Below are 24136 nucleotides of genomic sequence, written 5' to 3' on the forward strand. Positions count from 1 at the left end.
GGTTCACTCGAACACAAACGCCAGCCGCTTGCCCGTCAGCTTCGCCAATTGCTGCAGGCGGCCATCCAGTCGCTCGCCGGCGAAATCGCAATAATCGTGCGGCACGACGAATTCCAGATCCAGTTCCGAATTATCGGATTTGCGAAATTTCAGGTGGTCGACAACGCCCGGCATCGAGGCCGAGAAAAGATAGACGACGCGCAGCAGGCCGCCCAGCAGCTTGCCGAGTTCCTGCAACCGGTCTCCCGCCATGGCGGCGAGCGGCTGCGTGGTGCCGTTGTCGTTCAGGCCTTCGAAGCGATAATAATTGGCGAGCGCAATATAGGCGCGGCCGGGATGGGTGATCGCCACGAAGGAGGAATGGGCGATGATGTTGAGCGCCTGCAACCCACGATAATCGGGATGGGCGCGCCAGCTGATATCGGCGAGAAGGCAGGCCGCCTGCCGGTAACGGCTTTCTTCTTCTGTCTCGTCGATGCCGAAGACCGGGAAGGTGCGGCCGCTCCAGTCCGCCAGTTCACGCGCATGTTCGGGCGAGCGGGCGCGCAGAATAGCAAGCTCATCCGCCGCGACCAGCAGCGGATCTGCTTCGCGCTCGGCTTCCGTCAGCAGCGAATAAAGATACCCCTCACGCACGCCCTGCGCGGAGAAGGCGATCTTGGCCGGTTTCATTGCCCTCAGAACCTCACGCATGGCGATGGCGCCGAAGGGCAGAAGCGAACGGCGGTTCTTGGAGACCGCCTGCCAGGCCGGATCCTTGCTATCCCGGGAGACGATGACCTCCTCGAGAAAATTCAGCATTTCCGCCAGCGGCAATTCGTAGCCCTGCATCATATGCAACGGATAGCCCGATATCTCCATATGCAGCTTGGCGATGTTTCGCCAGGTGCCGCCCACCGCGTAAAAGGTGCGCCCCTCACCCGCCGCCAGAAGTTTGGCGAAGGATTTGACGTGTTTTCTGGCAATCGTCGCCGCTTTTTCCAGCGAACCGTCCGACTGCTCCGACAGCCGCAGGCCGCCGAGCGGCAGGGTGATGCCCTCGCCGCAGCTCTTACCCTTAATGTCGATGAGTTCGAGCGAACCGCCACCGAGGTCGCCGGCGATACCGTCTGGATCATGGAAACCGCTGATCACGCCATAGGCGGAATAAAGCGCTTCCTTTTCACCCGACAGCACCTCAATCTCGCAGCCGAGGATGGCTTCAGCCTCACGGATAAAATCCGGACCGTTTTCCGCCTCACGCGCGGCCGCCGTCGCCAGTACATAAAGCTTCTGCGCCTGGGCCTGCTCGGAAAGCGCATGGAAGCGCCTCAGCGCCATCAAAGCGCGGGTAACGCCCTCCTCATGCATGCGCCCCGTCAGCGCCAGTCCTTTGCCAAGGCCGCACAGAACCTTTTCGTTGAACAGCACGGCGGGCGCGCGGGAAAGACCTTCATATACGACAAGCCGAACGGAGTTCGAACCAATATCTATGACGGAAACGGGGGCAAGGCCGGTCAGCCGCCCCTGTGCTTCTGATCGAGTCATTCAGCCTGTTTCTTGCGGGACGAAATCAACCCGGCAATCAATTTGGGCGCACTGGATTTCAAGGCTTCACCACGTCCGGAAAGGCTGGGATTGGTCATGAAATAGTGCTGCGCGTTGAACGGTTCTTCGCCTTTACGCACCTCGATGCGCCTCGACGTTCCGTCCGCAAGTATCTCGTAGCTCTGCTGGTTGTCAATGAGATTGCCCAGCATAATCTGTGAAAGAACCTGCTCATGCACGGTGGGATTGGTGAGCGGAACCAGCGTTTCCACACGGCGGTCAAGGTTGCGCGGCATCATGTCGGCCGAGCCGATATAGACCAGCGCCTTGTCGGACGGCAGGCCAAAACCATTGCCGAAGCAGAAAATGCGGCTGTGCTCGAGGAAGCGGCCGACGATGGATTTGACGCGGATATTGTCCGACAGGCCCGACACCTGCGGGCGCAGGCAGCAGATGCCGCGCACGACGAGGTCGATCTCCACGCCAGCGGCGCTGGCGCGGTAAAGCGCATCGATGATTTCAGGATCGACCAGCGAATTCATCTTCATCCAGATCGCCGCCGGCGCGCCGCGCTTGGCATGCTCGATCTCTTCGTTGATGTGCTTCACGATGCGGGCGCGCAGCGTGTAGGGCGAAACGGCCAGCTTCATGCCCTCTTCCGGTTCGCCGTAACCCGTGATGAAGTTGAAGATATTCGCCATGTCATGGGCGATCTTCGGGTTGCATGTGAAGAAGGACAGGTCGGTGTAGATCTTGGCGGTGATCGGGTGATAATTGCCGGTGCCGAGATGGCAATAGGTCCTCAGCTTGCCATCCTCACGGCGCACAACCATCGACATCTTGGCGTGGGTCTTCAGTTCAATGAAGCCGAAGACGACCTGCACACCGGCGCGCTCCAGGTCGCGCGCCCAGCGGATATTTGCTTCTTCGTCAAAACGCGCCTTCAGCTCGACCAGCGCGGTGACGGATTTGCCGGCTTCGGCCGCGTCGATCAGCGCGCGAACGATCGGGCTGTCGTTGGAGGTGCGGTAGAGCGTCTGCTTGATAGCCAGGACTTCCGGGTCGCGTGCCGCTTGCAGCAGAAACTGGACGACGACGTCGAAGCTTTCATAGGGGTGGTGAACCACCATGTCCTTTTCGCGGATGGCGGCAAGGCAATCGCCGGCATGTTCGCGCACGCGCTCCGGGAAACGGGCGTTGTAGGGTTCGAATTTCAGGTCGTCGCGCGGTGCGCGCACGATTTCCGAAATGGTGTTGAGCGCGAGCAGACCGGGCAGAACGGCGACGCGGTTATCCGGCACGCCAAGCTCATGCACCACGAATTGCCTGAGCGACTGCGGCATTTCGCTATCGGTCTCGATGCGGATGACCGAACCGCGGCGGCGGCGCTTCAGCGCGCTTTCGAAAAAGCGGACCAGATCTTCCGCCTCTTCCTCCACCTCGATATCGCTGTCGCGGATGATGCGGAACGTACCGGAACCGCGCACGGTATAACCGGGATAGAGCCGGTGGATGAAGAGGCCGACCACATCTTCAAGCGTGATGTAGCGGATGGCGTTCTTGTCGTCCGGCAGGCGCACGAAACGGTCGAGCGCGGGCGGCAGGCGCAGAAGCGCCGTCATCGGCTCGCGGCCGTTGACGCTGTCGAGCTGCAGGCCCATGGAAAAGCCGAGATTGGGAATGAAGGGGAACGGGTGCGCCGGGTCGATGGAGAGCGGCGTCAGAACGGGGAACATGCGTTCCTCGAACTCCGTTTCCAGCCAGATGCGGTCGGCATCCGAAAGTGCGGCGGGGCGCACGATGAAAATTTCTTCTTTGGCGAGATATTGCTGCAAAACGGCGAGCGATGCCTGCTGCTCCATCTGCAGATTATCGATTTCCTTCAGAATATCTTCGAGCTGCTCGGCCGGCGTCTTGCCGTCGGGCGTCCTGACGGTGATCTTCTGGCGCACCTGCCCTTCAAGGCCGGCGACGCGGACCATGAAAAATTCATCGAGGTTGGCGGCCGAGATGGACAGGAAACGCAGCCGCTCAAGCAACGGATGATCCGTGTTCAGCGTTTCCTCGAGAACGCGGCGGTTGAACTGGAGCCAGGAGAATTCGCGGTTGATGAAACGCGCCGGGCTGTCCCACAGGCTCTCGCCTTCGGCAACGGGCTGAACCTTGTTGAAGTCTTCCTGCGCGATAGCGTCCATTCCCTGTTCCATCCCCTGACCGATTTCCGTCCCGTGATCCTGCTGCATCGCGTGATCGTCCTTCTTGCCCGTATAACAGTTTGACGACGGAACTGTGACAGTCATTCGACGTCCAGTCCGCTGCCCGCCGTTGCGTTGTCCATCGCATTGAGGACCTCCGCCACCAGCGGACGGGTAATTCTCGTTCCACGCGCGAGCGCCAGACGGTCGATCCGATCCACGATCGTCTGCGCCGTATCGAGCGAACGCTCCATTCTATTGACGATGTAACCTATGAGTTTGTCATCCATGTAAAGCTGCCGGTCGGCGAAGAGTTTCACCAGCACCTGCGCCAGCAGCCCTTCGTCCGGCTCGCCGGTTTCCACCACCGTTACCGCTTTGAGGCGCGAGCGCAGATCGGGCAGCGTCACCGGCCATGCGGCCGGCCATTGCCGGCTCGTCATCAAAAGCGTCGTGCCGTGCTGGCGAACGCTGTTGATGACATGGAAAAGTTCGGTCTCGTCAAAACCGCGCCGGTCGGCGTCCTCGAAAAGAACCGGTCCCGTTTCGGCAGCACGCGCGGCATCGGAACCCGTCTGGGGGTGAATGTCACGCGCATCACTGATATTTTTCCAGATATTGGCGAGATGCGATTTGCCCGAACCCGGCGGCCCGGCCAGCACGACGACGGGTGAGCGCCAGTTCGGCCATTCATCGATGAGGCTGACGGCAGCCGCAAGCGAGGCGGAGACCAGGAGATCCTCCCTGCCGGAAGCGGACTGGTGCGAGAATGCGAGCGGCAGTTGCTCGGCCTTCGACCGGGCGTTGTCGGTTTTGATTTGGTCAGTCATCGTCAGCTCTGAGAGTCAACCTTGCCGGAGGACGTTTCCCCTTCTTCCAAAGCGGGGTTTGTGTCCCAGGGAAGGTTGGCGGCATGCCCGTGGTAAAGATCGCTTTCAAGATACCGCGACAGGGCGAAGCGGACAAGCACGCCGACCGCCGCCGCCGCCGGCACCGCCACGAGAAGCCCGACGAAACCGAAAAGCGCACCGAAGGCGAAAAGGGCGAACATGAGCCAGACCGGATGCAGGCCGACGCTTTTGCCGACAAGCTTCGGTTGCAGGATATTGCCTTCGATAAACTGCCCGGAAAAGAACACGACGAGCGTCAGAAACACATAGATGTAATCGGGCCAGAACTGCACGATGGCGACGCCGACGGCGAGGATGAGGCCGACCATGGAGCCGATATAGGGAATGAAGCTGATGAGGCCGGAGAAAAGGCCGATGAGCAGGCCAAAATTCAGGCCCACCAATGACAGGCCGACGGCATAATAGACCCCGAGGATAAGGCAGAGCGACCCCTGCCCACGCACGAAACCGGCAATGGTCTTGTCCATGTCGCGGGCGATCTGGCGAACGGTATGCACGTAATCGCGCGGTATCCAGCTGTCGACTTTGTCGATCATCCGGTCCCAGTCGAGCAGCAGATAGAAGGCGACCACGGGCGTGACGACCAGAAGCGACACGACATCGACCAGCGATTTGCCGGAATTCCATATCTGCGTCAGCAGCGTGCCGATGAAACCCGCGCCTTCGGTCAAAAGCTTTGAAAAATTCTCCTTCACGGCGTCAATCTGGCTGCTCACCCAATCCGGCAGGAGATTGGTGTCGGCGCCGGCAATCAGCTGCTGCAGCGACGAGATATATTGCGGGATGCGCGTGATGAATTCCGAGGCCTGGGCGACGATCAGGGGAATGATGATGATGAGCGACAGCGCGAAGATCAGCACGAAGGAGACGAGGATGACGACGGTGGCCATCAGCCGGCTCAAGCCGCGCCGCTCCAGCCAGTCGGCAACCGGGTCGAGGAAATAGGCGAGCGCCATGCCCGCCACAAAAGGCAGGAGAATGGAGCTGAAGACCATCAGGAAAAGGATAAAGACGGCAAGCACGCCGATCCAGAAAAACACCTGCCGGCGCAGGCTCGTCCCGCTTACATGTGGTTGCATCCGTTCATCCTTTATCGCCGCGCCGTCACCGCCCATGATGGAGATAGGATGCGCATATGCACGTGGTCAAGACCGGCGTTTTGACGCGCGAGCAGAAGGAGAGCGCCCGCAAGGCGACAAAATCCCTCATTTCCGGCCAACCCCTCGCAACGGCAGGTTGACCGGCGGTAAATATTGGACAACTATCGACTATTGCCGGGCGAGCCAGCAGCGCTCTTTCCTGTCCGGCGACCCGGGGGCACGATGCAGAGCACCAGTGAAAATGGCATCGCGGACTATAATGCCGGTCTCTTCGATAATCCCGAAGTTGCCGAATGGTATGACAACCAGCAGCTTTACCCGGCCGAACGCATCATTCTCGACCAGTTCCTCCATGCCTATGCGGGCAAGCGGCTGCTTGACCTCGGCGTCGGCACCGGCCGAACGACGAAGCCGCTTCTGCCGCTGGTGGGAGATTATATCGGCATTGACCGTTCGCAGCCGATGCTTGCGCTGGCGCGGCGCAATTTTCCCACCGCTACGTTTCTCGATATGGATGTGCGGGCGATCGGCCAATTCGGCGCGGAGCGTTTCGATTGCGTGCTCGGCGCGCTCGCAATTCTAAGCGCCTTCGACCATGAGGACCGGCTTGCCATCATCCATGCCGTGCGAAGCATTCTCGCACCCGGCGGATATTTCATCTTTTCGTTTCACAATCGCGAATGGAAGCGGGCGGGCGGCATGCCGCTGCACCGACGTTCCTGGCACCCGCGCGAGGTGGTGAACTCGCTGCATCCGCAAAGCTGGATCAACTATCTGCGCCTGCAACCTTCGACACGGCGCACACCGGAATACGCCATTCTCGCGGATCAGGCGCACCGCTGGAGCGGCCTGTTTTATTTTATCGATCTTGCCGCCCAGACCCGCCAGTTGCAGGATGCGGGCTTCGAGGTGGTCGCCCGTTATGGCGAGAACGGACGACGGATCGAGGAAAATTCCGATACGTCCAATGACGGCCTGCTCAATCTCGTCTGTCGCGTCGCGCCGCAGCCATCGTGAGCACCCAATCCGGCAAGCACCGCCAAAGCCGTTAAAAACCGGAGCTTTTGCCACTCAAACCCTTGCATCAGGCCCCGTCCCGTGCGAATGGCGACGCCAAAGGAACCAGCGGAGACGAGAGCCATGAGCCAGTCGGGCAAGAACGGTCTTACCTATAGTGATGCGGGTGTGGATATCGACGCCGGCAACCTGATGGTCGAGAAGATCAAACCGGCGGTGCGCTCGACGCGGCGTCCCGGCGCGGATGGCGAAATCGGCGGCTTCGGCGGCCTGTTCGATCTGAAGGCTGCAGGTTTCACCGATCCGGTTCTGGTGGCTGCCAATGACGGCGTCGGCACCAAGCTGAAGATCGCCATCGACGCTGACTATCACGACACCGTCGGCATCGACCTCGTCGCCATGTGCGTTAACGATCTCGTCGTGCAGGGCGCTGAACCGCTGTTCTTCCTCGATTATTTCGCCACCGGCAAGCTGGACCCCGACCAGGGTGCGGCCATCGTTTCCGGTATCGCTGCCGGCTGCCGCGAATCCGGCTGTGCGCTGATCGGCGGCGAAACCGCTGAAATGCCCGGCATGTATTCCGATGGCGACTATGATCTAGCCGGTTTTGCCGTGGGTGCGGCCGAACGCGGCCAGCTTCTGCCGGCCGGCGACATTTCCGAAGGCGACGTCATTCTCGGCCTTTCCTCTTCCGGCGTACACTCCAACGGCTTTTCTCTGGTGCGCAAGATCGTTTCGGTTTCCGGTCTGGACTGGAGCGCGCCTGCCCCCTTCGCGGACGGTAAGAAGCTTGGCGAAGCACTGCTGACGCCGACCCGCATCTATGTGAAGCCGCTTCTGAAGGCGATCCGCGAAACCGGCGCACTGAAGGCGCTGGCGCACATTACCGGCGGTGGTTTCCCGGAGAATATTCCGCGTGTTCTGCCCAAGCATCTCGCTGCCGAAATCGATCTCGACGCGATCAAGCTTCCCGCTGTCTTCTCCTGGCTTGCGAAAACCGGCGGTGTTGAAGCCAATGAAATGCTGCGCACCTTCAATTGCGGCGTCGGCATGATCGTCGTGGTTTCGGCTGAAAATGCCGAAAAGGTCACCGAGGTTCTGACCGCCGAAGGTGAGACCGTCTTCCCGCTCGGCCGCATGGTCGCCCGCGAAGAAGGCGCGCATGGTACGATCTATAAGGGTACTCTCGGCCTATGATGAGCGCCGCCTTTTCGTCGTCTGGCCGCAAACGCGTCGTCGTTTTCATCTCCGGCAGCGGCTCCAACATGGTGTCGCTGGCCAAGGCCTGTCAGGCGGCGGATTTTCCGGCGGAAATCGTCTGCGTGATCTCGGACAAGGCGTCTGCGGGCGGGCTGGAAAAGGCTCGGGGCATGGGCATTCCCACGCTGGTCTTCGAGCGCAAGACCTATGCCAGCAAGGCCGAGCATGAGGGCGCCATTCTCGCGGCTCTTGGCGAGATTGCGCCTGATATCATCTGTCTCGCAGGTTATATGCGGCTGATATCGGGGGATTTCATTGCCCCCTATGAAGGGCGCATCATCAATATCCACCCTTCCCTTCTGCCGCTTTTCCCCGGCCTGCACACCCATCAGCGCGCTATCGACAGCGGTATGAAAATTTCCGGCTGCACCGTGCATTTTGTCACCGAAGGCATGGATGAAGGCCCGACCATCGCGCAAGGCGCGGTGCCGGTCCTTTCCGACGACACGGCCGATACGCTTGCAGCGCGGATACTGACAGTCGAGCACCAGCTCTACCCGCTAACGTTGAAGCGGCTCGCGGAAGGCAAAGTGCGGATGGAGGGCGGCAAAGCCATCTCCACGGACTACGAAAGTAAATCAGAGTATTCTAGCCTGATTTCTGCTTTCTGATAAAGTTATTCCTAAAGTACAAAAATAAATCAGAGGTGGTATTTCCGGGAAAATAAACCGATCATTTACCATAATCACCTTTAATGCCCGCAACGGTCCCTATTTCAGGCCCTCCGGTCATTCAGGAGCGATTATGCCATTTTCAAGATTTTCCCTGCCGCTTTCGGCAATTGTACTGATGGGCACGAGCCTGCCGCTCGCCGCCGAAGAAAGCGGCATTACAGCCTCAGTGGATGCCGGCGTTCTCAATCTTCGAGCGACCGAAACCGTCCATATCGGTGGTCGCAAACTGAGCGAACTCCAATGGGAAACCAAAAACGCCGTGGCATTGCGCGGCTCACTCGGACTTGAACTTGCGCCCGGCTGGCGCGTCAAGGCGGAAGGCCGCGTCGGCTTCGAGGGCGACGGCTACATGACCGACTATGACTGGATTTGGCCTTTCTCCAGAGATAGCTCCAAGAACAATTGGAGCCACCGTTCCCAGCATGACGACACGCGGCTCGACCATTATTTTTCGGGAAGCCTCGAACTCAATCGCATGTTGCTGGACGATCCGCAGCAATATCTCAGCGCCGGTGTGGGTTTTCGTTATACGGATGTTCAATGGTCGGCTTATGGCGGCAACGCCGTTTACAGCGTTTTCTCCCCCCGCGATTTCTCCGGTAAATTCAAGGATGGCCTCAAGGGGATCACCTATCGCCAGCAAATCCCGGTTTTCTACGGCAACCTGACGGGCGGCCAGAGGTTCGGCAACTGGTCGCTCAATCTGGGCCTCGAAGGCGGCGCCATGGTCTACGGCAAGGCGACCGACGATCACTGGCTGCGTGACATGCGCTTCACCGACAAATTCGACGTCGCCGGCATGTTCGGGGTGAAGGCCGGCGTCGCCTATGACCTGACAGAAAACGCCTCGATCTATCTCGACGGCGCATATGACTATACCAGCCTCGGGCGCGGAGACACCCACTACAGCGGCGCAGGCGCCGGAAACCTGTCATCGGAAAAGAATGCCGGCGGCGGTGACTTGCAGTCGATTTTCGTGGGGATGGGTGTGAGAGGACGCTTCTGATTTCGACGGTTTTTCTCGAGGTACGAGTTTACCAGATGCGCTCGAATAACCCTGCCCTCAAAGTCGGGCGCGGTTCAACATCGCCCATTGCAGGAGAATGATCGTCTTGGAATCGGTGATTTCACCCGATGCGATCATCGCGAAGGCTTCGTCCAGCCCATAGGTCAGAACCTCCAGATCCTCGCCTTCGTCCTCCAGCCCGCCGCCGTTGCCGGCCTGCACATCGAGGTCGATGCGCGCGACGAAGAGGCTGACCTTTTCCGTCAGCGTGCCGGGGCTGGCATACATGTCGAAGAGATACTCGACCTTTTCGACCGCATAGCCGGATTCTTCCATCGCCTCGCGGCGAATGGCATCGGCGGCATCGTCGTCATCGAGAAGCCCCGCCGGCACCTCGATCATGAAGTTCGGATCGCCGTTCACGAAAGCGGCGGGGCGGAACTGGCGCACCATCACCACGCTGTCGCGCTTCGGGTCATAAAGGAGAATGGCAGCCGCGCTGCCGTGGTCGTGGACTTCCCGCACGATGCGGATGGTTTTGCCATCCGGCATGCGCTGGTCGAAAATGAGCTTCTGCATGTGCACGAAGCCCTTCCACACGGTTTCCTTTTCCACCAGCCGGATTCTGCCGGCATCCGCATCTACCGGAATGTTTTTCGCCTGCGTCTGTGTCACCGGGTATGTCCTTGCCTGTCGTTGGAGTTCAGCCTGCCCGTGTTGCGGCGCAATATCAAGCCTCGCGGCTCTCATCGTCGCGGTGGAGCCAGACCTTGTTGTCGTGGAATGCCGCGCCGCCATAAGGCGCAACGGCATCGGCGCCGGTCAGAACATTGATGCCCTCCCCGTCCAGATGCGCCTTGTTTGGCCACAGACCTTCGGCAATAAGCACGCCCGGCCTTGCACCCGCGACGATTTTCGCGTGGAGCCGCACTTCGCCGCGGTCATTGCCGATGCGGACGATGTCGCCATCGGCAATACCGTTGGTGGCGGCATCTTCGGGACAGATCATCAGTTCAGGGCGGCCTTCCTTCTGCACGGAAGTCTTCGTTTCCGCGAAGGTGGAGTTCAGGAAATTTCGTGCCGGCGATGTCGCCAGCCGGAAGGGATGCTCGCCATCCGCAACCTCGATGACATCGACCTGGTCGGGGAATTTCGGAAATTCCGACACCGGCCCCATGACACCGATGTTCTTCGGCGGCTTGTTCGGAGACGGCCCGGTTGCCCAGTCGGGGCTGAAGCGGAATTTTCCGTCGCCATAACCAAAGCCCTCGAGATAATGCGCCACCTCGAAGGGTGGCTGCGCATCGATCCACTTCTCTTCAGCCAGTGTGCCGAAATCACCCCAGCCGCTGACTTTGAGCATACGGTCGACATGATCGCGGGCCGAAAGGCCGAAGCCCGGCATATGGCCGACGCCGAGGCGTTTCGCCAGTTCCTCGATGACGAAGAGATTGGTGCGCACCGTTTCCGGCGGCTCCACCAGTTTGGGCCCAAGCAGAATGTGGTTCTGGCCGCCGGCGCGGTAGATGTCGTCATGTTCGAGAAACATGGTGGCGGGCAGCACGATATCGGCCACATCAGCCGTCTCCGTCATGAACTGCTCGTGCACCGCAACGAAGAGATCATTGCGCAGGAAGCCTTGCTTAACCAGCCGCTGCTCGGGCGCAACATTGACGGGATTGGTGTTCTGGATGAGCAGCGCCGTCACCGGGCCGCCATGGCGCAGCGCGTCCGCGTCGCCCGTCAGCACGCGGCCGATCTGCGACTGGTCGAGCTGGCGCACATCGGGGTCGGCATAGGCTGTCCCCATCAGCTCAGCCTTGTTGAGCCGGAAGATATCACCATTATTGTGGAATGCGCCGCCGCCCTCATATTGCCAGGAGCCGAGAACCGTGGCGATGGAAAGCGCCGCGTGCATGGCGACCGCGCCATTTCGCTGGCGGGCAAAACCATATCCCAGCCGGAAAAATGTCTTTTTCGTCGTGCCGACAAGCCGTGCGAAAGCCTCGATCTCATCAACGGAAAGACCGGTGATCTCGGATGCCCATTGCGGCGTCTTCGCCTTCAGATGTGCTTCAAGCCCGGCCGGATCGTCGGCGAAACGCGTCATGTAATCGCGGTCGGCATAACCGTCGCGGAAGGCAATGTGCATGACGGCGCAGGCCAGTGCGGCATCGGTGCCGGGGCGGACGACGAGGCGCATATCCGCCTGTTTCATGGTCGGATTGTCGTAGATATCGACCACGACGATCTTCGCGCCGCGCTCCTTGCGGGCTTTCACCGCATGGGTCATGACATTGACCTGCGTGGCGACCGCATTGGTGCCCCAGATGACGACGACATCGGCCTTGGCGATTTCTCGCGGATCGGGGCCGCGCAAGGCGCCGGTGCCCATCACGTAACCGGTCCAGGCCATGTTGGTGCAGATCGAACCGAAGAAGCCGGAATATTTCTTGGCGTGGCGCAGCCGCTCGATGGAATCCCGCTGCACCTGCCCCATGGTGCCGGCGTAGAAATAGGGCCAGATGGCCTCCGCACCATGGCGGGCTTCTGCCTTGACGAAAGCCTCGGCCACCTCGTCCAGCGCCGCTTCCCAGGAGATTTCCTGCCAGTCGCCCGCCCCCTTTTCGCCCTTGCGGCGCTTCGGCGTCAGCAACCGGCCGGGATGGTAGATGCGCTCGGAATAGCGCGCCACCTTGGCGCAGATGACGCCGGCGGTATATGTATTGGCATTGGCGCCGCGCACACGGCCGATGCGGCCATCGGCACTGATATCGACCTCCAGCGCGCAGGCGCTCGGACAGTCATGCGGGCAGACCGTGTGTCCGATACGGACTTCGGCCTTCGGGGCGGCTTTTTCAGCGGAAATCGGGGTCGCAACGTTCATGTCTTTTGTATATTGCATCAACGATGCGGCAAAAAGGCCGAAGTGACGTCCATCAAGAATATTCATCCTGGCCATCCGTCCGGGTAAACGGCAAGCGAGACACATCCATGAACTACCGCCACATCTATCACGCCGGCAATTTCGCGGATGTCCTCAAACATGCCGTTCTCGCCCGCCTCGTGCGTTATCTCCAGAACAAGGACAAGGCTTTTCGGGTGCTGGACACCCATGCCGGCATCGGCCTTTACGACCTGACGTCGGAAGAGGCGCAGAAAACCGGTGAATGGCAGACCGGCATCGGCAAGCTGATAGAGGCCGATCTGCCCGGCCCCATCGCCGAGCTGCTGGAGCCTTATCTTACGGCCGTGAAGGAACTCAATCCGGAAGGCGGCGTAAAATTCTACCCCGGTTCACCGAAACTCGCGCGCATGCTGTTTCGCCCGCAGGACCGGCTTTCGGCCATGGAACTGCACCCGGATGACAGCCGGGCGCTCGCGCGTCTGTTCGAGGGGGACTATCAGGTGCGTGTCACGGAGCTGGATGGCTGGTTATCGCTCGGCGCGCATCTGCCGCCGAAGGAAAAGCGCGGCCTCATCCTCGTTGATCCGCCTTTCGAGCTTGAGAATGAATATCAGCATCTGGCCGATGGTTTGAACAAGGCCTATCGGCGTTTTTCCACCGGCACCTATTGCCTGTGGTATCCCTTAAAGAAAGGCGCGCCGATCAAGGATTTCCATGAGCGACTGCAATCCTTCGATATTCCCAAGATGCTGTGCGCGGAACTTTCCGTCAAAAGCGACCGGCTGGATGGCCTCAGCGGCTCCGGCCTCATCATCGTCAACCCGCCCTATACGCTGAAGGAAGAGCTGCACACGCTGCTGCCCTACCTGAAGACGACGCTGGCGCAGGACAGGTTCGCTTCGCAGCGCGCCTTCTGGCTGCGCGGCGAAGAAAAAGCGGAAGATAATTGAGGGGCTACCTCAGCCCTTCCTGCTTCTGCGCCTGCGCAAGCTGTGACCGTTCGAAGAACAGGATCACAAACAGGGCCATGATGAAGGGAATAATGAGGTAGAACAGGCGGAAGACCAGAAGCGCCGCTATGACGTCCGCGGGGTTCATGTCCGGCAGGCCGGTGACGAAGACCAGTTCCAGCACCCCCAGCCCGCCCGGGGCGTGCGAGATGAGAGCCGCCGAGAAGGAAACCAGAAATATGCCGAGAATTACCATATAACCGGGATTTCCGGCTTCCGGCAGCGCGAAATAGATGATGCCGGCCGCGCCGATCAGTTCGATCGGGCCAATGACGAGCTGCTGCGCAACAAGCTTCGGTGCGGGGTAAGGCAGCACGAAGGAGCCGATTTTAAGGGGCTTCAGCCTGAGCAGGCTGCCGAGAACATAAAGGCTGACGAATAGCAGCAGCACGACGCCTGTCGTGGTGGAAGCTTCGACCGGCAAAATGCCGGTGAACCGTTCGGTGATGTCAGGCTCGTAAAGCAGCACCAGCCCGATCAGCATGATCGTGCCGATGAGAAAGGTGAACGAGCAGAGGCCGACGAGCACGCCCACTTCCGCCACACTCAGCCCCTTGGACGTATAGGCCCGATATCGCACCACGGCGCCCGAGAATACCGAGGCCCCGACATTGTGGGAAAGCGCATAGGTGGTGAAAGAGGTGAGCGTGATGAAGAACCAGTTCACTTTGCGGCCAAGATGCTGCAACGCAATGCGGTCATAACCGGCGAGCGCGGCATAGGCCAGCAGGGTTGCAAGGCCCGAACACAGCCAGTCCCGCACGCGAATGGCTTTCAGGCTGTCCCAGAGATCATCGAGCGACAGCCCGCGCAGTTCGTGAAAAAGCAACCATGCGGAAAAACCGATCGTCGCAAAGCCAACGACGGGCCAGATATATTTCTTGAATTTCATGCGGTCATGCCCGCCAATTTCCCCCAGCTTCACCCCGCCCCGTTCCGTCTTTGCGGAAGATTCGTTCGACTTTATTCGTTATGCGGCAAAGCTTTCAACCTTTTCATCAAAGATTGGCGGTTTGCCCCGTTCACAAGTTGATGTAAGACCGGATCGTCGCCCGCCAGCGATGTGAGGTCGTCCACTTTCCGGAGAACGTATACGGAATGAAGCGTTATGCCGGTTTCATCGCCCTCGGCCTTCTATCGCTCGCCGCGTTATGGTTCGCGCAGGGAAATCCGGTGCCGACCAGCCCCGCCAGCAATCGGCAGGCACAATCCCAATCGCAAACCGCCGGCAATTCCCGACCGGACGCTCCAGGGCGCGACGTTTTCCGACAGGCGGCAGGTAAAAACCCTGCGCCCCGCGGAGACGGGTTCGATTTTTACGTGCTGTCGCTCTCCTGGTCACCGGCATTCTGCGCCAGCTCCGAAGGCTCGGGCAACCGCCAGCAATGCGGCAGCGACAGGCGTTACGGTTTCGTGGTGCATGGGCTGTGGCCACAGAACGAAAACGGCTACCCTGAATTCTGTCGAAGCGGCGAGCCCGACCGTGTTCCGGACGCGATCGGCCGCCCCCTGTTCGACATCATGCCGTCCATGGGGCTGATCGGCCACCAGTGGCGCAAGCACGGTTCCTGCTCCGGCCTGTCGCAGCGAGACTATTTTTCGGCGACACGGGCCGCCTTCGAAGCCATCCGGCTGCCGGAAAAGATCGCCTCGGGCGCCGAGACCACCACTCTCTCCGCCGACGCCATAGAAACCGCCTTCACCGACGCCAATCCCGGCCTGTCGAAACGCGGCATCTCCATCAGTTGCGACGGCAGGCGCCTTGAGGAAGTGCGCATCTGCCTTAACAGAGACATGACATTCCGCGACTGCCCCGAGCTTGACCGCAAGGGCTGCCGCGCCAACACCACGGAAATCATCCCCATTCGCTAGCGCGCATCGGATATTCCCTGTTGCGTTCTTCTACATATTTTCCAGACATAAAACCGCTATGCAGTCTTATAGACTAATCCAGTCCACAGACGACAACCCACAGGACCCGACCATGGAACTGCTCTACTCGCCCGCCTCCCCCTACTCCGCCAAAGTACGTATGGCCGCGCGCCACCTTGGCATCGACATTACCCCCGTGCGTGTCGATACCAGTGCCGAGCCCGCAACGCTGATGGACAACAATCCGCTCGGCAAGATTCCGGTCCTGCTTCTGGATGAAGGCGGCTCGGTCTATGACAGCGTGGCGATCATGCATTATCTCGACCGTCTTTCGGGCGGCAAGCTCTACCCGAAAAAGAACGGCAAGCGTACGGATGTGGAAATTCTAGAAGCGCTGTGCGACGGCATCATGGATTGCCTGCTGGCCATCGTTTACGAGCGTCGTTTTCGCCCGGAAGACAAGATCCACCAGCCATGGATCGACAAGCAGTGGAGCAAGGTGGCCCGCGGACTTGATTATCTCAATGCGAACCTGCCGAAAACCGGCAAGAAGCTGCATGGCGGCCATTTCGCCCTTGCCGCGATGATCGGTTATCTCGACCTGCGTTTCGCTGGGGAATGGGCCGACGGACGCGATGCGCTGGCGGCTTGGCCTGAAACCTTCGGCAAGCGTTTCGAGGCCTATGCGGAAATGAAGGCCGCCGCTTGAGGCTTTGACTCGAACAGCGCCCGGCATGATCGCCGGGCGTTATTCTGGCCCTATTCCGAAAAACAAAAAAAGCCGGGGCGTAAACCCCGGCTTTTCTTTGACCGATCCGAAAAGGATCAGAATTTGACGCCGATACCGGCCTTGACGGAGTGATCGTCGAAACCACGCGAGAAGGCGCCGGAGTCGAGACCGTAGTCCTTCTTCTGGTAGTCGCTGTAGCGATATTCCAGACGGGCAGTGATGTTATCGGTCACCATGGCTTCCACACCGGCACCAACAGTGTAACCGAGAGCGGTGGCGCTGTCCTTGGAGGTCGCGTCACGCACCTTGTTATCGGAAACTGCCAGACCGGCCGTGCCGTAGAGCAGGAACGGGTTCATGTCGTAACCGACGCGGGCACGCAGCGAGCCGTTGACGCCCTGCTTGCCTTCGATGGCGTTACCGGCAACCGTACCGGCAGAGCCCTTCTCGTCACCGAGATTGATGTCGGCTTCACCACCGTAAACGATCTGGCCGTTCTGCATGTTGTAACCGCCGTACAGACCGCCGCCGAAGCCCTTGGCGTCACGGCCGTCATTGCTGGAGCTGAAACGGCCCCAGTCATAGTTGACCGTACCACCGAGGTAGGCGCCGGACCAATCCTTGACCGGTGCCGGCTGGTCGTAGGACACCGGTGCCTGCGGCACTTCATTTACGGCGTCAGCGGCGTGAGCAGCCGAAAAGCCGGCGACTGCCATGGTCGAAGCCATAAGGGTTGCTACGAAAATACGCATGCTATTCTCCTTTCAGGACCGCTCTGTACTCAAAACATTGTTCTCAGACGCGGTGTAAACTCGTCGGGTTAATCGCCCCTCTGGAAACTGAATTTGATAGGAGAATGCGGAGATCAAAGAGCCAAAATGTGAATTGTTTGGGGCAGCGGCGTGACTAGAATTAGACGTTGCCCAATTACCACAAGGGGTTTATTAACCCTAACAGAAACCTAACCAGCAATAGATCGCCTTTAAACTTAGTTATATTCAAATTAAACCGAAATTGCATTGCGAATAAAAAATCGCCCAATTCTTTTGGGGATGCGTGACAGCTTGCGATTTGCATCTATATCCAGCACATAGGGAATATATGAGCAAATGCAGGTCCGTCGTGAAAGAACATATACCGAAGACAGTCTTGATAACGGGGGCCGCCCGCCGGCTGGGGCGGGCAATCGCCACCGATCTCGCAGCCCACGGCTTTGCGATTGCCGTCCACGCCAATGAATCGATGGCACAGGCGGAGGAATTCGCTAACGAAATAAGGCAGAAAGGTGGCAAGGCCGTAGCCGTTCAGGCGGACCTGACACAATCTGCATCAACAATGACGCTTGTCGAAAAGGCCGCTCTAGCCCTCGGGCCGATTGGTGTCGTCGTCAACAATGCCTCGGTTTTTCTGAAGGATTCGGCGGAAACGCCCGATCCTGATGTCTTCGATGCGCATTTTGCGGTTCATGTGCGGGCCCCTTCCCTCATCGCCGCGGCCTTCGTCGAGCAATTGCCTGCGGAAAAATCCGGGCTGATCGTCAATATAATCGACCAGCGCGTGCTTGCGCTGACCCCACGTTTTTATTCATATACGCTTTCGAAATCGGCCCTTTGGACCGCAACACAAACCATGGCACAGAGCTTTGCGCCACGTGTGCGCGTTAACGCCATCGGGCCGGGCCCGACCTTCAAAAGCGAAAGACAGGCGCCCGAGGACTTTCAGGCGCAGATCGACGGCCTTATATTAAAGCGTGGTCCTGCGCCGGACGAGTTCGGGCGGACGATTCGCTTTCTTTACGACACGCCGTCGGTCACCGGACAAATGATCGCGCTCGACGGCGGCCAGCACCTCGGCTGGGAAACCCCTGACGTGGCGGAGATAAATGAATGAACGGAAAGAAGCTGCCTGACGGCGGTATTCTCTTCGATGAAACCGACGACGAAGACGACGATGCAAACCTTGCCGCGACCGATGCGGCCGAGGCGTCGAGCGACGTTGCCGGCATGGACTGGAATGCGGGCTGGAAGAATGAATCCGGCCTGAAGGGCATGGATCTGATTGGCGAATTCGTCAAACACCTGCCGAATGCGCCGGGCGTCTATCGCATGTTCAACGAGGCGAACGACGTTCTTTATGTCGGCAAGGCGCGCTCGCTGAAGAAGCGTGTCGGCAATTACGCGCAGGGCCGCGTGCATTCCAACCGCATTGCCCAGATGGTGCGGCTGACCGCCCATATGGAATTCGTCACCACCCGCACGGAAACAGAGGCGCTTCTTCTGGAAGCGAATCTCATCAAGCGCTTGCGGCCGCGCTTTAATGTGCTTTTGCGTGACGACAAGTCGTTTCCTTACATTCTCATCACCGCCGACAATCGTGCCCCGGCGATCTTCAAGCATCGCGGTGCGCGGGCGCGCAAGGGCGATTATTTCGGCCCCTTTGCGTCGGCCGGTGCGGTGGGCCGTACGATTAATTCGCTGCAACGCGCCTTCCTGATTCGAACCTGTACCGACAGCGTGTTCGAAACCCGCACGCGTCCCTGTCTTCTCTACCAGATCAAGCGCTGTTCCGGGCCCTGCACACATGAGGTGAGCGACGAGGGCTATGCGGAACTCGTCAAGGAAGCCAAGGATTTCCTGTCCGGCAAGAGCCAGAGCGTCAAGACCGCGATTGCGCGGCAGATGAACGAGGCAGCCGAGGATCTCGATTTCGAGCGCGCCGCCGTCTATCGCGACCGGCTGGCCGCACTTTCGCATGTCCAGAGCCATCAGGGCATCAATCCCGCCGGCATCGAAGAAGCGGATGTCTTCGCCATCCACCACGAAGGCGGCATCTCCTGCATTCAGGTGTTCTTTTTCCGCACCGGCCAAAACTGGGGCAACCGCGCCTATTTCCCCAAGGCCGACCCTTCCCTGCCCGGCTCGGAAATCCTCAACGCCTTTCTGGCGCAGTTCTACGACGACAAGCCTGTGCCGAAGCAGATCCTGCTGTCGGAGGCTGTCGAAGAACAGGAACTCCTGGCGGCTGCCCTCGGTGAAAAAGCCGGGCACAAGGTGACGATTAACGTGCCCCAGCGCGGCGAGAAGAAGGACATTACCGACCATGTTCTGGCCAATGCCCGTGAGGCGCATGGCCGCAAGCTGGCGGAAACCTCGTCTCAAGCGCGGCTGCTGAAAGGCATGGCGGAGACATTCAACCTTCCCTATGTGCCGCGCCGCATCGAGATTTACGATAACTCCCACATCATGGGCACCAATGCCGTGGGCGGCATGGTGGTGGCGGGGCCGGAAGGTTTCGTGAAGAATCAGTACCGCAAGTTCAACATCAAATCGACCGACATCACCCCCGGTGATGACTTCGGCATGATGCGCGAGGTGATGACCCGTCGCTTCTCGCGCCTGCTGAAAGAAGAGGGCAAGCCGGATCGCGAACGCGTCCCGACCCCGGAGGAAGCGGCCGACATGCCCTTCCCCGCCTGGCCGGATGTGATCCTGATCGACGGTGGCCAGGGCCAGATGACGGCGGTGCGCGCCATTCTCGATGAACTCGGCATTCGCGACTGCGTGACCGCCATCGGCGTCGCAAAGGGCGTGGACCGCGAGGCTGGTCGCGAGCGGTTCTTTGCGGATGGGCGCGCCGATTTCTCCCTGCCGCCGCGCGACCCGGTGCTTTATTTCATCCAGCGCATGCGCGACGAGGCGCACCGCTTCGCCATCGGCTCGCACCGGGCACGACGCAAGAAGGAAATGGTGCGCAATCCACTGGATGAAATTTCGGGAATCGGTCCGGGACGGAAGCGCTCCCTGCTGCAGCATTTCGGCACGGCAAAGGCGGTTTCCCGCGCCGGCCTCAACGATCTGATGGCTGTTACCGGCATTTCGGAGACGGTGGCGCGACAAATTTACAATCACTTCCACGAGAGCGGCAGCGATTGACGCAGAACGGTGGGACCGAACTGCTAAAAAAACATAATCACGTGTTGACGCTATGCCTTGGCGGCGGCATCAAGACAGTTGATCTCAGACTGACAGGTTTCCCATGGCTTCGCGCGCATACAGCATTCCCAACCTTCTCACCTATGGCCGCATCTTCGCGGTTCCTGTCATTGTTCTGTGCTTTTACGTCGAAGGGAAACTGGAAAGCTCGGATTTCGCGCGCTGGACGGCTCTGTGGCTGTTCATCATCGCCTCGCTGACCGATTTCCTCGATGGTTATCTGGCGCGTATCTGGAACCAGACCTCCAATATCGGCCGCATGCTGGACCCGATCGCCGACAAGCTTCTGGTCGCCTCCGTGCTGCTTTTGATGGCGGCGGATGGCACCATTGCGGGCTGGTCGCTCTGGGCGGCCATCACCATTCTCTGCCGCGAAATTCTGGTCTCGGGCCTGCGCGAATATCTGGCGGCGTTGAAGGTCAGCGTTCCCGTCACCCGCATCGCCAAATGGAAGACGACCATCCAGATGGTCGCCATCGCCTTTCTTCTTGCTGGTCCGGCCGGCGACAAGGTTCTGCCCTATACGACAGAGATGGGTATTACGCTTCTCTGGCTTGCGGCCGCGCTCACCATGTATACCGGCTATGATTACTTCAAGGCCGGTCTCAAGCACATCGTGGACGAAGACTGATGACGCGGATCGTTTATTTCGCCTGGGTTCGCGAGAGGATCGGCACGGATGAAGAAGAGCTGGACATCCCCTCCTCCATCACCACCGCGGGCGAGCTGATCGCATGGCTTGCGACGCGCGGCGAGAATTACGAAGCCGCCTTCGAGTTTCCCAATGTGATCCGCGTCGCCGTCAATCAGGAACATGTCGAGCATGATGAAAGCATCGTCGGCGCGCGCGAGATCGGCATCTTCCCGCCGATGACGGGGGGATGAGCGGATGCAGCCGACAATCCGCGTGCAGGCAAAGGATTTCGACGTTGCGGAAGAAACCCGCCGGCTGACGGAAGGGGACAGGAGCATCGGCGCGGTCGTGGCCTTCACCGGACTCTGCCGGGATGATGGCGGTACGCTTGCGGCGCTGGAACTGGAGCACTATCCCGGCATGGCGGAAGCGGAAATGATGCGCATCGCCAAGATTGCCATGGAGCGCTTCGGCCTTCTCGGCCTCACCGCCATCCACCGGCATGGCAAGATCGCGACCGGCGAAAATATCGTCCTCGTCATCGCAGCTTCATCGCATCGACAGGCCGCCTTCGATGGCGCCAATTTCGTGATGGACTACCTGAAGACATCCGCCCCGTTCTGGAAAAAGGAACATGGCAAGGATGGCTCGGCGGGCGAATGGGTAGCGGCAAAGACAACCGACGATGCGGCCAAGGACAAGTGGCGATAGGGGCCAGACTCAGGGCGCTTCCACCCTGCTGCGCATGACAATCAGCCAACCGACGAGCATCGCCAGAACCACCGCATCGCGCCAGACGGCCGGTCCGTAACCGACCCAGAAAGTTTCCGCAAAGCCGACGGCGGCGGCCCCAAGGCCGCAGATGAGCGGGCTGGCATAACCGCCCGCCGCTGAAATCAGCACCACCTTCAGCCCAAAAACCAGACCGGCCCCGAAATCCATGGTGCCGTAATAAAATGTGGCCAGCACACCGGCGATGGCGGCGACCAGACCCGCCGCGCAATAGGACACGAGAAATATCCGGCCCGCATTCACCCCGCATAAAGCGGCGGCAAAAGCATCGTCCGAGACCGCCTTCCAACGCCTGCCGAAAGCGGAACGGTCAAGATAAAGCGACCCTGCGAGAATGAGCAGGCAGAAAGCCGCCGTGTTCAGTATCTGCATCGGCGTCAGGGTCACAGCAAAGCCGCCATCGGCCCAGAACCGCACCGGCTGAGATAACAGCGGCGGTAGCCATAATTGCTTTGTATCGGCGGCGAGCCTCGCGCTCTCGGTCAGCGCGATAAGCACGCCGACGGAGGCGACGGTCACCGCATTGGGAGAGGCTTGCGCCAGCGGGCGCATCACCGCCCTGCCGACAAAACCCGCCGCCCACAGCCCACCGAACAGGCCCGCCCCTGCCCCGAGCGCCAATGTTGCAGGCAGAACCAGCCACAGCCGGTTCCAGCCGAAATCGGCAAATAACAGGCAGGTCTGGCCAGCAAAAGCGAATATGGCGCCATAGGTGACATCGGCGCGTTTGGTCACCGAAAAGGCGACGGCATAGCCGAAGGCCAGAACCGCATAAAGCAAGGCGACCGGCACGGCATTCAGCAATTGTTGCAGGAAATAGGCCAAGCGCGTCCTCCCTTTATTATTATAACTGTTAAAACTCATTTTAACAGTTATAATGCGCGGCATGACCTTTCGCTGGACAGAACATCGTTTCGCGGGCGGCGCATTGGCGCTGGATGTCGCCAACAGCGTGATCCTGCGCTCGGACGCGGCAAAAACAGTTGACCGTTTTGCCGTGCCGGCGCAGATCGCCGCCTTTGCCGAAGCGGCGACACGGCTCGGTGCGGAACGTGACAGGTTTCCTGCGCTCATCGCGCCCGAGGCGGAAAAGCAGACGGTTTTTATCGATCTTCGCGAGGCCGTCGACGATTATTTCCGCGCCTCCATTGCCGGCGACGACGATGGCGACGACAGGCTGGCCGGGCTTCTTTTCGCCTGCGGCACGGCGCTGCGGACGTTTCCGCTTGCCGAAAACCTCGGCAACGCCACTGCCCATTCCGCCCTCTCGTTGCTTGCCGGCAAGACGCAGGAACGGCTGCGCATCTGCGGCAATTGCGGCTGGCTTTTCATCGACCGGAGCAAGAACAGAAGCCGTATCTGGTGCGATATGGCGGTGTGCGGCAACCGGCGGAAAGCCAGCCGGCACTATCACCGGAAAAAGGAGGCGCAGACATGAAAGGAATCGCCCTTCCACTGCTGGCGATTGCAGGGATGCTCGCCCTATCCGGCTGCCAGCGGGAAGAACCGCGTGAGGTGGCGAAGATCTCCGGCCGGATGTTTGTGTTTAACTATCGCGTGGCCATCGCCACCTATCTGGTGACGCTTCAGCGCATCGCCCCCGTTCGCGATGGCAGCACGGTGGAAGCGACATTCGAAAACCCGCGCGGGGGGCCGGACCTCAACAGCCGCGAGAAGATTTTCCCGAAAGACGAAAAGATCACGGTTCAGAGCCCGCCGGTGGAATGTGTGAAGCAGGACCGGCCCTATAAGGTCACCATCCGCATCAAGGGGCCGGACGGCGACGTTCTGCAGACCATCGAGACCACGATCCGCTCCGACACTGACCAGTCGCTTCTTCCCGCCAAGCCGCTGGTGGTCGGCCCGCTTTATACGCCCAATCCGGAGGTGTTCAAACCGGATGGCACAGCGGATATGCGGCCGGTTCAGGGGTGCCCGACGTCGTGAAACAAAAAACGGAGCCTTTCAGCTCCGTTTCTTCGAGTCTTTTCAGCAGCTTCGTGCAATCGCCTGCAACGACGATTCAAGCCGTTGAGGTTTTGAATCAGCCGACGATTTCGGTTTCGGCGAACCAGTAGGCGATTTCCTGAGCGGCGGTTTCCGGAGCGTCGGAACCGTGAACGGAGTTTTCGCCGATAGAGAGCGCGAAGGTCTTGCGGATGGTGCCTTCAGCGGCCTGGGCCGGGTTGGTGGCGCCCATGATTTCGCGGTTCTTGAGGATGGCGTTTTCGCCTTCCAGAACCTGAACGATGGTCGGGCCGGAGGTCATGCCTTCAACGAGTTCGCCGAAGAAGGGACGCTCTTTGTGAACGGCGTAGAAGCCTTCGGCTTCGCGCTTGCTCATCCAGACGCGCTTGGAGGCGACGACGCGCAGGCCGTTGTCTTCAAATACCTTGGTGATCGCGCCCGTGAGGTTACGCTTGGTTGCGTCCGGCTTGATCATCGAAAATGTGCGTTCAATCGCCATGTGTCCGTTTCCTTTTCCTTCAGAGAAAGTGGGCGGTCTTT

The 24136-nt window shown here is 59.8% G+C and carries 24 protein-coding genes; 14 read left to right on the forward strand and 10 right to left on the reverse strand.

Features of this window, described 5'->3' with window-relative positions:
• Nucleotides 1–3 precede the first annotated feature (3 nt).
• From ppx to AGR1_RS07845, 4 genes are read right to left on the reverse strand one after another with little or no spacing between them, the layout of a single operon-like run.
• Nucleotides 4–1527 carry an exopolyphosphatase gene (gene ppx, locus AGR1_RS07830; RefSeq protein ID WP_149146629.1) on the reverse strand — a complete coding sequence of 508 codons (1524 nt, stop codon included), beginning with the start codon at nucleotides 1525–1527 and terminating at the stop codon, nucleotides 4–6.
• Nucleotides 1524–3827 carry an RNA degradosome polyphosphate kinase gene (locus AGR1_RS07835; RefSeq protein ID WP_348640584.1) on the reverse strand — a complete coding sequence of 768 codons (2304 nt, stop codon included), beginning with the start codon at nucleotides 3825–3827 and terminating at the stop codon, nucleotides 1524–1526. Before AGR1_RS07835 ends, ppx begins: the two co-directional genes overlap by 4 nt.
• Nucleotides 3824–4552, reverse strand: a complete 729-nt coding sequence (gene hdaA, locus AGR1_RS07840; RefSeq protein WP_149146630.1) for a DnaA regulatory inactivator HdaA — start codon at nucleotides 4550–4552, stop codon at nucleotides 3824–3826. Before hdaA ends, AGR1_RS07835 begins: the two co-directional genes overlap by 4 nt.
• A 2-nt stretch (nucleotides 4553–4554) precedes the next feature.
• Nucleotides 4555–5712: an AI-2E family transporter gene (locus tag AGR1_RS07845; RefSeq protein ID WP_080793034.1), complete on the reverse strand. Its 1158-nt coding sequence runs from the start codon at nucleotides 5710–5712 to the stop codon at nucleotides 4555–4557.
• 243 nt (nucleotides 5713–5955) lie between these two features.
• Here AGR1_RS07845 and AGR1_RS07850 point away from each other — a divergent pair, with 243 nt between their 5' ends.
• The 4 genes from AGR1_RS07850 to AGR1_RS07865 all read left to right on the forward strand — a co-directional run bounded on the left by AGR1_RS07850 (nucleotide 5956) and on the right by AGR1_RS07865 (nucleotide 9690).
• Nucleotides 5956–6750, forward strand: a complete 795-nt coding sequence (locus AGR1_RS07850) for a class I SAM-dependent methyltransferase (RefSeq protein ID WP_149146631.1) — start codon at nucleotides 5956–5958, stop codon at nucleotides 6748–6750.
• A gap of 123 nt (nucleotides 6751–6873) precedes the next feature.
• Complete coding sequence (purM, locus tag AGR1_RS07855) at nucleotides 6874–7947, forward strand: phosphoribosylformylglycinamidine cyclo-ligase (RefSeq protein WP_080790967.1); 1074 nt, start codon at nucleotides 6874–6876, stop codon at nucleotides 7945–7947.
• Nucleotides 7944–8621 carry a phosphoribosylglycinamide formyltransferase gene (gene purN, locus AGR1_RS07860; RefSeq protein WP_149146632.1) on the forward strand — a complete coding sequence of 226 codons (678 nt, stop codon included), beginning with the start codon at nucleotides 7944–7946 and terminating at the stop codon, nucleotides 8619–8621. The genes purM and purN overlap by 4 nt, the downstream gene beginning before the upstream one ends.
• A gap of 133 nt (nucleotides 8622–8754) precedes the next feature.
• Nucleotides 8755–9690 (forward strand): omptin family outer membrane protease, encoded by a 936-nt coding sequence (locus AGR1_RS07865; protein ID WP_149146633.1) that lies wholly within the window; start codon nucleotides 8755–8757, stop codon nucleotides 9688–9690.
• A 57-nt stretch (nucleotides 9691–9747) separates the two neighbouring features.
• Here the strand turns inward: AGR1_RS07865 and AGR1_RS07870 are convergent, their stop codons facing one another.
• Both AGR1_RS07870 and AGR1_RS07875 read right to left on the reverse strand, forming a co-directional pair.
• Entirely contained in the window at nucleotides 9748–10365 is a 618-nt protein-coding gene (locus AGR1_RS07870; protein ID WP_149146634.1) for an NUDIX domain-containing protein, read from the reverse strand.
• 55 nt (nucleotides 10366–10420) lie between these two features.
• Complete coding sequence (locus AGR1_RS07875) at nucleotides 10421–12643, reverse strand: molybdopterin oxidoreductase family protein (protein ID WP_187772078.1); 2223 nt, start codon at nucleotides 12641–12643, stop codon at nucleotides 10421–10423.
• 41 nt (nucleotides 12644–12684) lie between these two features.
• Between AGR1_RS07875 and AGR1_RS07880 the strand changes: the two genes are divergently transcribed.
• Nucleotides 12685–13548 carry a 23S rRNA (adenine(2030)-N(6))-methyltransferase RlmJ gene (locus AGR1_RS07880; protein WP_149146635.1) on the forward strand — a complete coding sequence of 288 codons (864 nt, stop codon included), beginning with the start codon at nucleotides 12685–12687 and terminating at the stop codon, nucleotides 13546–13548.
• Between the two features lie 4 nt (nucleotides 13549–13552).
• Here AGR1_RS07880 and AGR1_RS07885 read toward each other — a convergent pair whose 3' ends face one another.
• Nucleotides 13553–14500, reverse strand: coding sequence for a lysylphosphatidylglycerol synthase domain-containing protein (locus AGR1_RS07885; protein WP_080790972.1), 948 nt, complete (start codon nucleotides 14498–14500; stop codon nucleotides 13553–13555).
• Nucleotides 14501–14706: 206 nt separating this feature from the next.
• On the opposite strand from AGR1_RS07885, the gene AGR1_RS07890 reads away from it, so the two are divergent.
• Both AGR1_RS07890 and AGR1_RS07895 read left to right on the forward strand, forming a co-directional pair.
• Nucleotides 14707–15480 (forward strand): ribonuclease, encoded by a 774-nt coding sequence (locus tag AGR1_RS07890; protein WP_149146636.1) that lies wholly within the window; start codon nucleotides 14707–14709, stop codon nucleotides 15478–15480.
• Between the two features lie 112 nt (nucleotides 15481–15592).
• Nucleotides 15593–16189, forward strand: coding sequence for a glutathione S-transferase (locus AGR1_RS07895; protein ID WP_149146637.1), 597 nt, complete (start codon nucleotides 15593–15595; stop codon nucleotides 16187–16189).
• 116 nt (nucleotides 16190–16305) lie between these two features.
• Here AGR1_RS07895 and AGR1_RS07900 read toward each other — a convergent pair whose 3' ends face one another.
• Nucleotides 16306–16962, reverse strand: a complete 657-nt coding sequence (locus tag AGR1_RS07900) for an outer membrane protein (protein ID WP_077982547.1) — start codon at nucleotides 16960–16962, stop codon at nucleotides 16306–16308.
• A 349-nt stretch (nucleotides 16963–17311) separates the two neighbouring features.
• On the opposite strand from AGR1_RS07900, the gene AGR1_RS07905 reads away from it, so the two are divergent.
• The 5 genes from AGR1_RS07905 (at nucleotide 17312) to AGR1_RS07925 (ending at nucleotide 21547) form a co-directional block, all read left to right on the forward strand.
• A complete protein-coding gene (locus AGR1_RS07905) occupies nucleotides 17312–18100 on the forward strand; it encodes an SDR family oxidoreductase (RefSeq protein WP_149146638.1) in 789 nt (262 codons plus the stop codon).
• A complete protein-coding gene (uvrC, locus tag AGR1_RS07910; RefSeq protein WP_187772079.1) occupies nucleotides 18097–20142 on the forward strand; it encodes an excinuclease ABC subunit UvrC in 2046 nt (681 codons plus the stop codon). Before AGR1_RS07905 ends, uvrC begins: the two co-directional genes overlap by 4 nt.
• A gap of 103 nt (nucleotides 20143–20245) precedes the next feature.
• Nucleotides 20246–20833: a CDP-diacylglycerol--glycerol-3-phosphate 3-phosphatidyltransferase gene (gene pgsA / locus AGR1_RS07915; RefSeq protein WP_077982549.1), complete on the forward strand. Its 588-nt coding sequence runs from the start codon at nucleotides 20246–20248 to the stop codon at nucleotides 20831–20833.
• A complete protein-coding gene (moaD, locus tag AGR1_RS07920) occupies nucleotides 20833–21087 on the forward strand; it encodes a molybdopterin converting factor subunit 1 (RefSeq protein WP_080790977.1) in 255 nt (84 codons plus the stop codon). Before pgsA ends, moaD begins: the two co-directional genes overlap by 1 nt.
• 4 nt (nucleotides 21088–21091) lie before the next feature.
• Nucleotides 21092–21547: a molybdenum cofactor biosynthesis protein MoaE gene (locus AGR1_RS07925; protein WP_080790978.1), complete on the forward strand. Its 456-nt coding sequence runs from the start codon at nucleotides 21092–21094 to the stop codon at nucleotides 21545–21547.
• 9 nt (nucleotides 21548–21556) lie between these two features.
• Here AGR1_RS07925 and AGR1_RS07930 read toward each other — a convergent pair whose 3' ends face one another.
• On the reverse strand, nucleotides 21557–22453 hold the full coding sequence (locus AGR1_RS07930) for a branched-chain amino acid ABC transporter permease (RefSeq protein WP_149146639.1): 897 nt from the start codon (nucleotides 22451–22453) through the stop codon (nucleotides 21557–21559).
• A 52-nt stretch (nucleotides 22454–22505) separates the two neighbouring features.
• Here AGR1_RS07930 and AGR1_RS07935 point away from each other — a divergent pair, with 52 nt between their 5' ends.
• Together AGR1_RS07935 and AGR1_RS07940 are read left to right on the forward strand one after the other, a co-directional pair.
• Nucleotides 22506–23066, forward strand: a complete 561-nt coding sequence (locus AGR1_RS07935; protein WP_169538618.1) for a CGNR zinc finger domain-containing protein — start codon at nucleotides 22506–22508, stop codon at nucleotides 23064–23066.
• Nucleotides 23063–23575, forward strand: a complete 513-nt coding sequence (locus AGR1_RS07940) for a hypothetical protein (protein WP_149146640.1) — start codon at nucleotides 23063–23065, stop codon at nucleotides 23573–23575. Before AGR1_RS07935 ends, AGR1_RS07940 begins: the two co-directional genes overlap by 4 nt.
• Before the next feature lie 97 nt (nucleotides 23576–23672).
• Here the strand turns inward: AGR1_RS07940 and ndk are convergent, their stop codons facing one another.
• Nucleotides 23673–24095, reverse strand: coding sequence for a nucleoside-diphosphate kinase (ndk, locus tag AGR1_RS07945; protein ID WP_003496769.1), 423 nt, complete (start codon nucleotides 24093–24095; stop codon nucleotides 23673–23675).
• Between the last annotated feature and the right edge of the window lie 41 nt (nucleotides 24096–24136).

Origin of the sequence: Agrobacterium sp. B1(2019), from assembly GCF_008274755.1 — a bacterium.
GTDB lineage: Bacteria > Pseudomonadota > Alphaproteobacteria > Rhizobiales > Rhizobiaceae > Agrobacterium > Agrobacterium salinitolerans.

Excerpts from the sequence above, each read along its gene's own strand:
- AGR1_RS07885 (WP_080790972.1), bottom strand. The coding sequence starts at position 14,500 with ATGAAATTCAAGAAATATATCTGGCCCGTCGTTGGCTTTGCGACGATC.
- AGR1_RS07845 (WP_080793034.1), bottom strand. The coding sequence starts at position 5,712 with ATGCAACCACATGTAAGCGGGACGAGCCTGCGCCGGCAGGTGTTTTTC.
- AGR1_RS07880 (WP_149146635.1), top strand. The coding sequence starts at position 12,685 with ATGAACTACCGCCACATCTATCACGCCGGCAATTTCGCGGATGTCCTC.
- uvrC (WP_187772079.1), top strand. The coding sequence starts at position 18,097 with ATGAACGGAAAGAAGCTGCCTGACGGCGGTATTCTCTTCGATGAAACC.
- AGR1_RS07835 (WP_348640584.1), bottom strand. The coding sequence starts at position 3,827 with ATGACTGTCACAGTTCCGTCGTCAAACTGTTATACGGGCAAGAAGGAC.
- pgsA (WP_077982549.1), top strand. The coding sequence starts at position 20,246 with ATGGCTTCGCGCGCATACAGCATTCCCAACCTTCTCACCTATGGCCGC.
- ndk (WP_003496769.1), bottom strand. The coding sequence starts at position 24,095 with ATGGCGATTGAACGCACATTTTCGATGATCAAGCCGGACGCAACCAAG.
- AGR1_RS07865 (WP_149146633.1), top strand. The coding sequence starts at position 8,755 with ATGCCATTTTCAAGATTTTCCCTGCCGCTTTCGGCAATTGTACTGATG.
- hdaA (WP_149146630.1), bottom strand. The coding sequence starts at position 4,552 with ATGACTGACCAAATCAAAACCGACAACGCCCGGTCGAAGGCCGAGCAA.
- AGR1_RS07900 (WP_077982547.1), bottom strand. The coding sequence starts at position 16,962 with ATGCGTATTTTCGTAGCAACCCTTATGGCTTCGACCATGGCAGTCGCC.
- AGR1_RS07895 (WP_149146637.1), top strand. The coding sequence starts at position 15,593 with ATGGAACTGCTCTACTCGCCCGCCTCCCCCTACTCCGCCAAAGTACGT.
- ppx (WP_149146629.1), bottom strand. The coding sequence starts at position 1,527 with ATGACTCGATCAGAAGCACAGGGGCGGCTGACCGGCCTTGCCCCCGTT.
- AGR1_RS07850 (WP_149146631.1), top strand. The coding sequence starts at position 5,956 with ATGCAGAGCACCAGTGAAAATGGCATCGCGGACTATAATGCCGGTCTC.
- AGR1_RS07940 (WP_149146640.1), top strand. The coding sequence starts at position 23,063 with ATGAAAGGAATCGCCCTTCCACTGCTGGCGATTGCAGGGATGCTCGCC.
- AGR1_RS07905 (WP_149146638.1), top strand. The coding sequence starts at position 17,312 with ATGAGCAAATGCAGGTCCGTCGTGAAAGAACATATACCGAAGACAGTC.
- purN (WP_149146632.1), top strand. The coding sequence starts at position 7,944 with ATGATGAGCGCCGCCTTTTCGTCGTCTGGCCGCAAACGCGTCGTCGTT.
- AGR1_RS07935 (WP_169538618.1), top strand. The coding sequence starts at position 22,506 with ATGCGCGGCATGACCTTTCGCTGGACAGAACATCGTTTCGCGGGCGGC.
- AGR1_RS07890 (WP_149146636.1), top strand. The coding sequence starts at position 14,707 with ATGAAGCGTTATGCCGGTTTCATCGCCCTCGGCCTTCTATCGCTCGCC.
- purM (WP_080790967.1), top strand. The coding sequence starts at position 6,874 with ATGAGCCAGTCGGGCAAGAACGGTCTTACCTATAGTGATGCGGGTGTG.
- moaD (WP_080790977.1), top strand. The coding sequence starts at position 20,833 with ATGACGCGGATCGTTTATTTCGCCTGGGTTCGCGAGAGGATCGGCACG.
- AGR1_RS07875 (WP_187772078.1), bottom strand. The coding sequence starts at position 12,643 with ATGAATATTCTTGATGGACGTCACTTCGGCCTTTTTGCCGCATCGTTG.
- AGR1_RS07925 (WP_080790978.1), top strand. The coding sequence starts at position 21,092 with ATGCAGCCGACAATCCGCGTGCAGGCAAAGGATTTCGACGTTGCGGAA.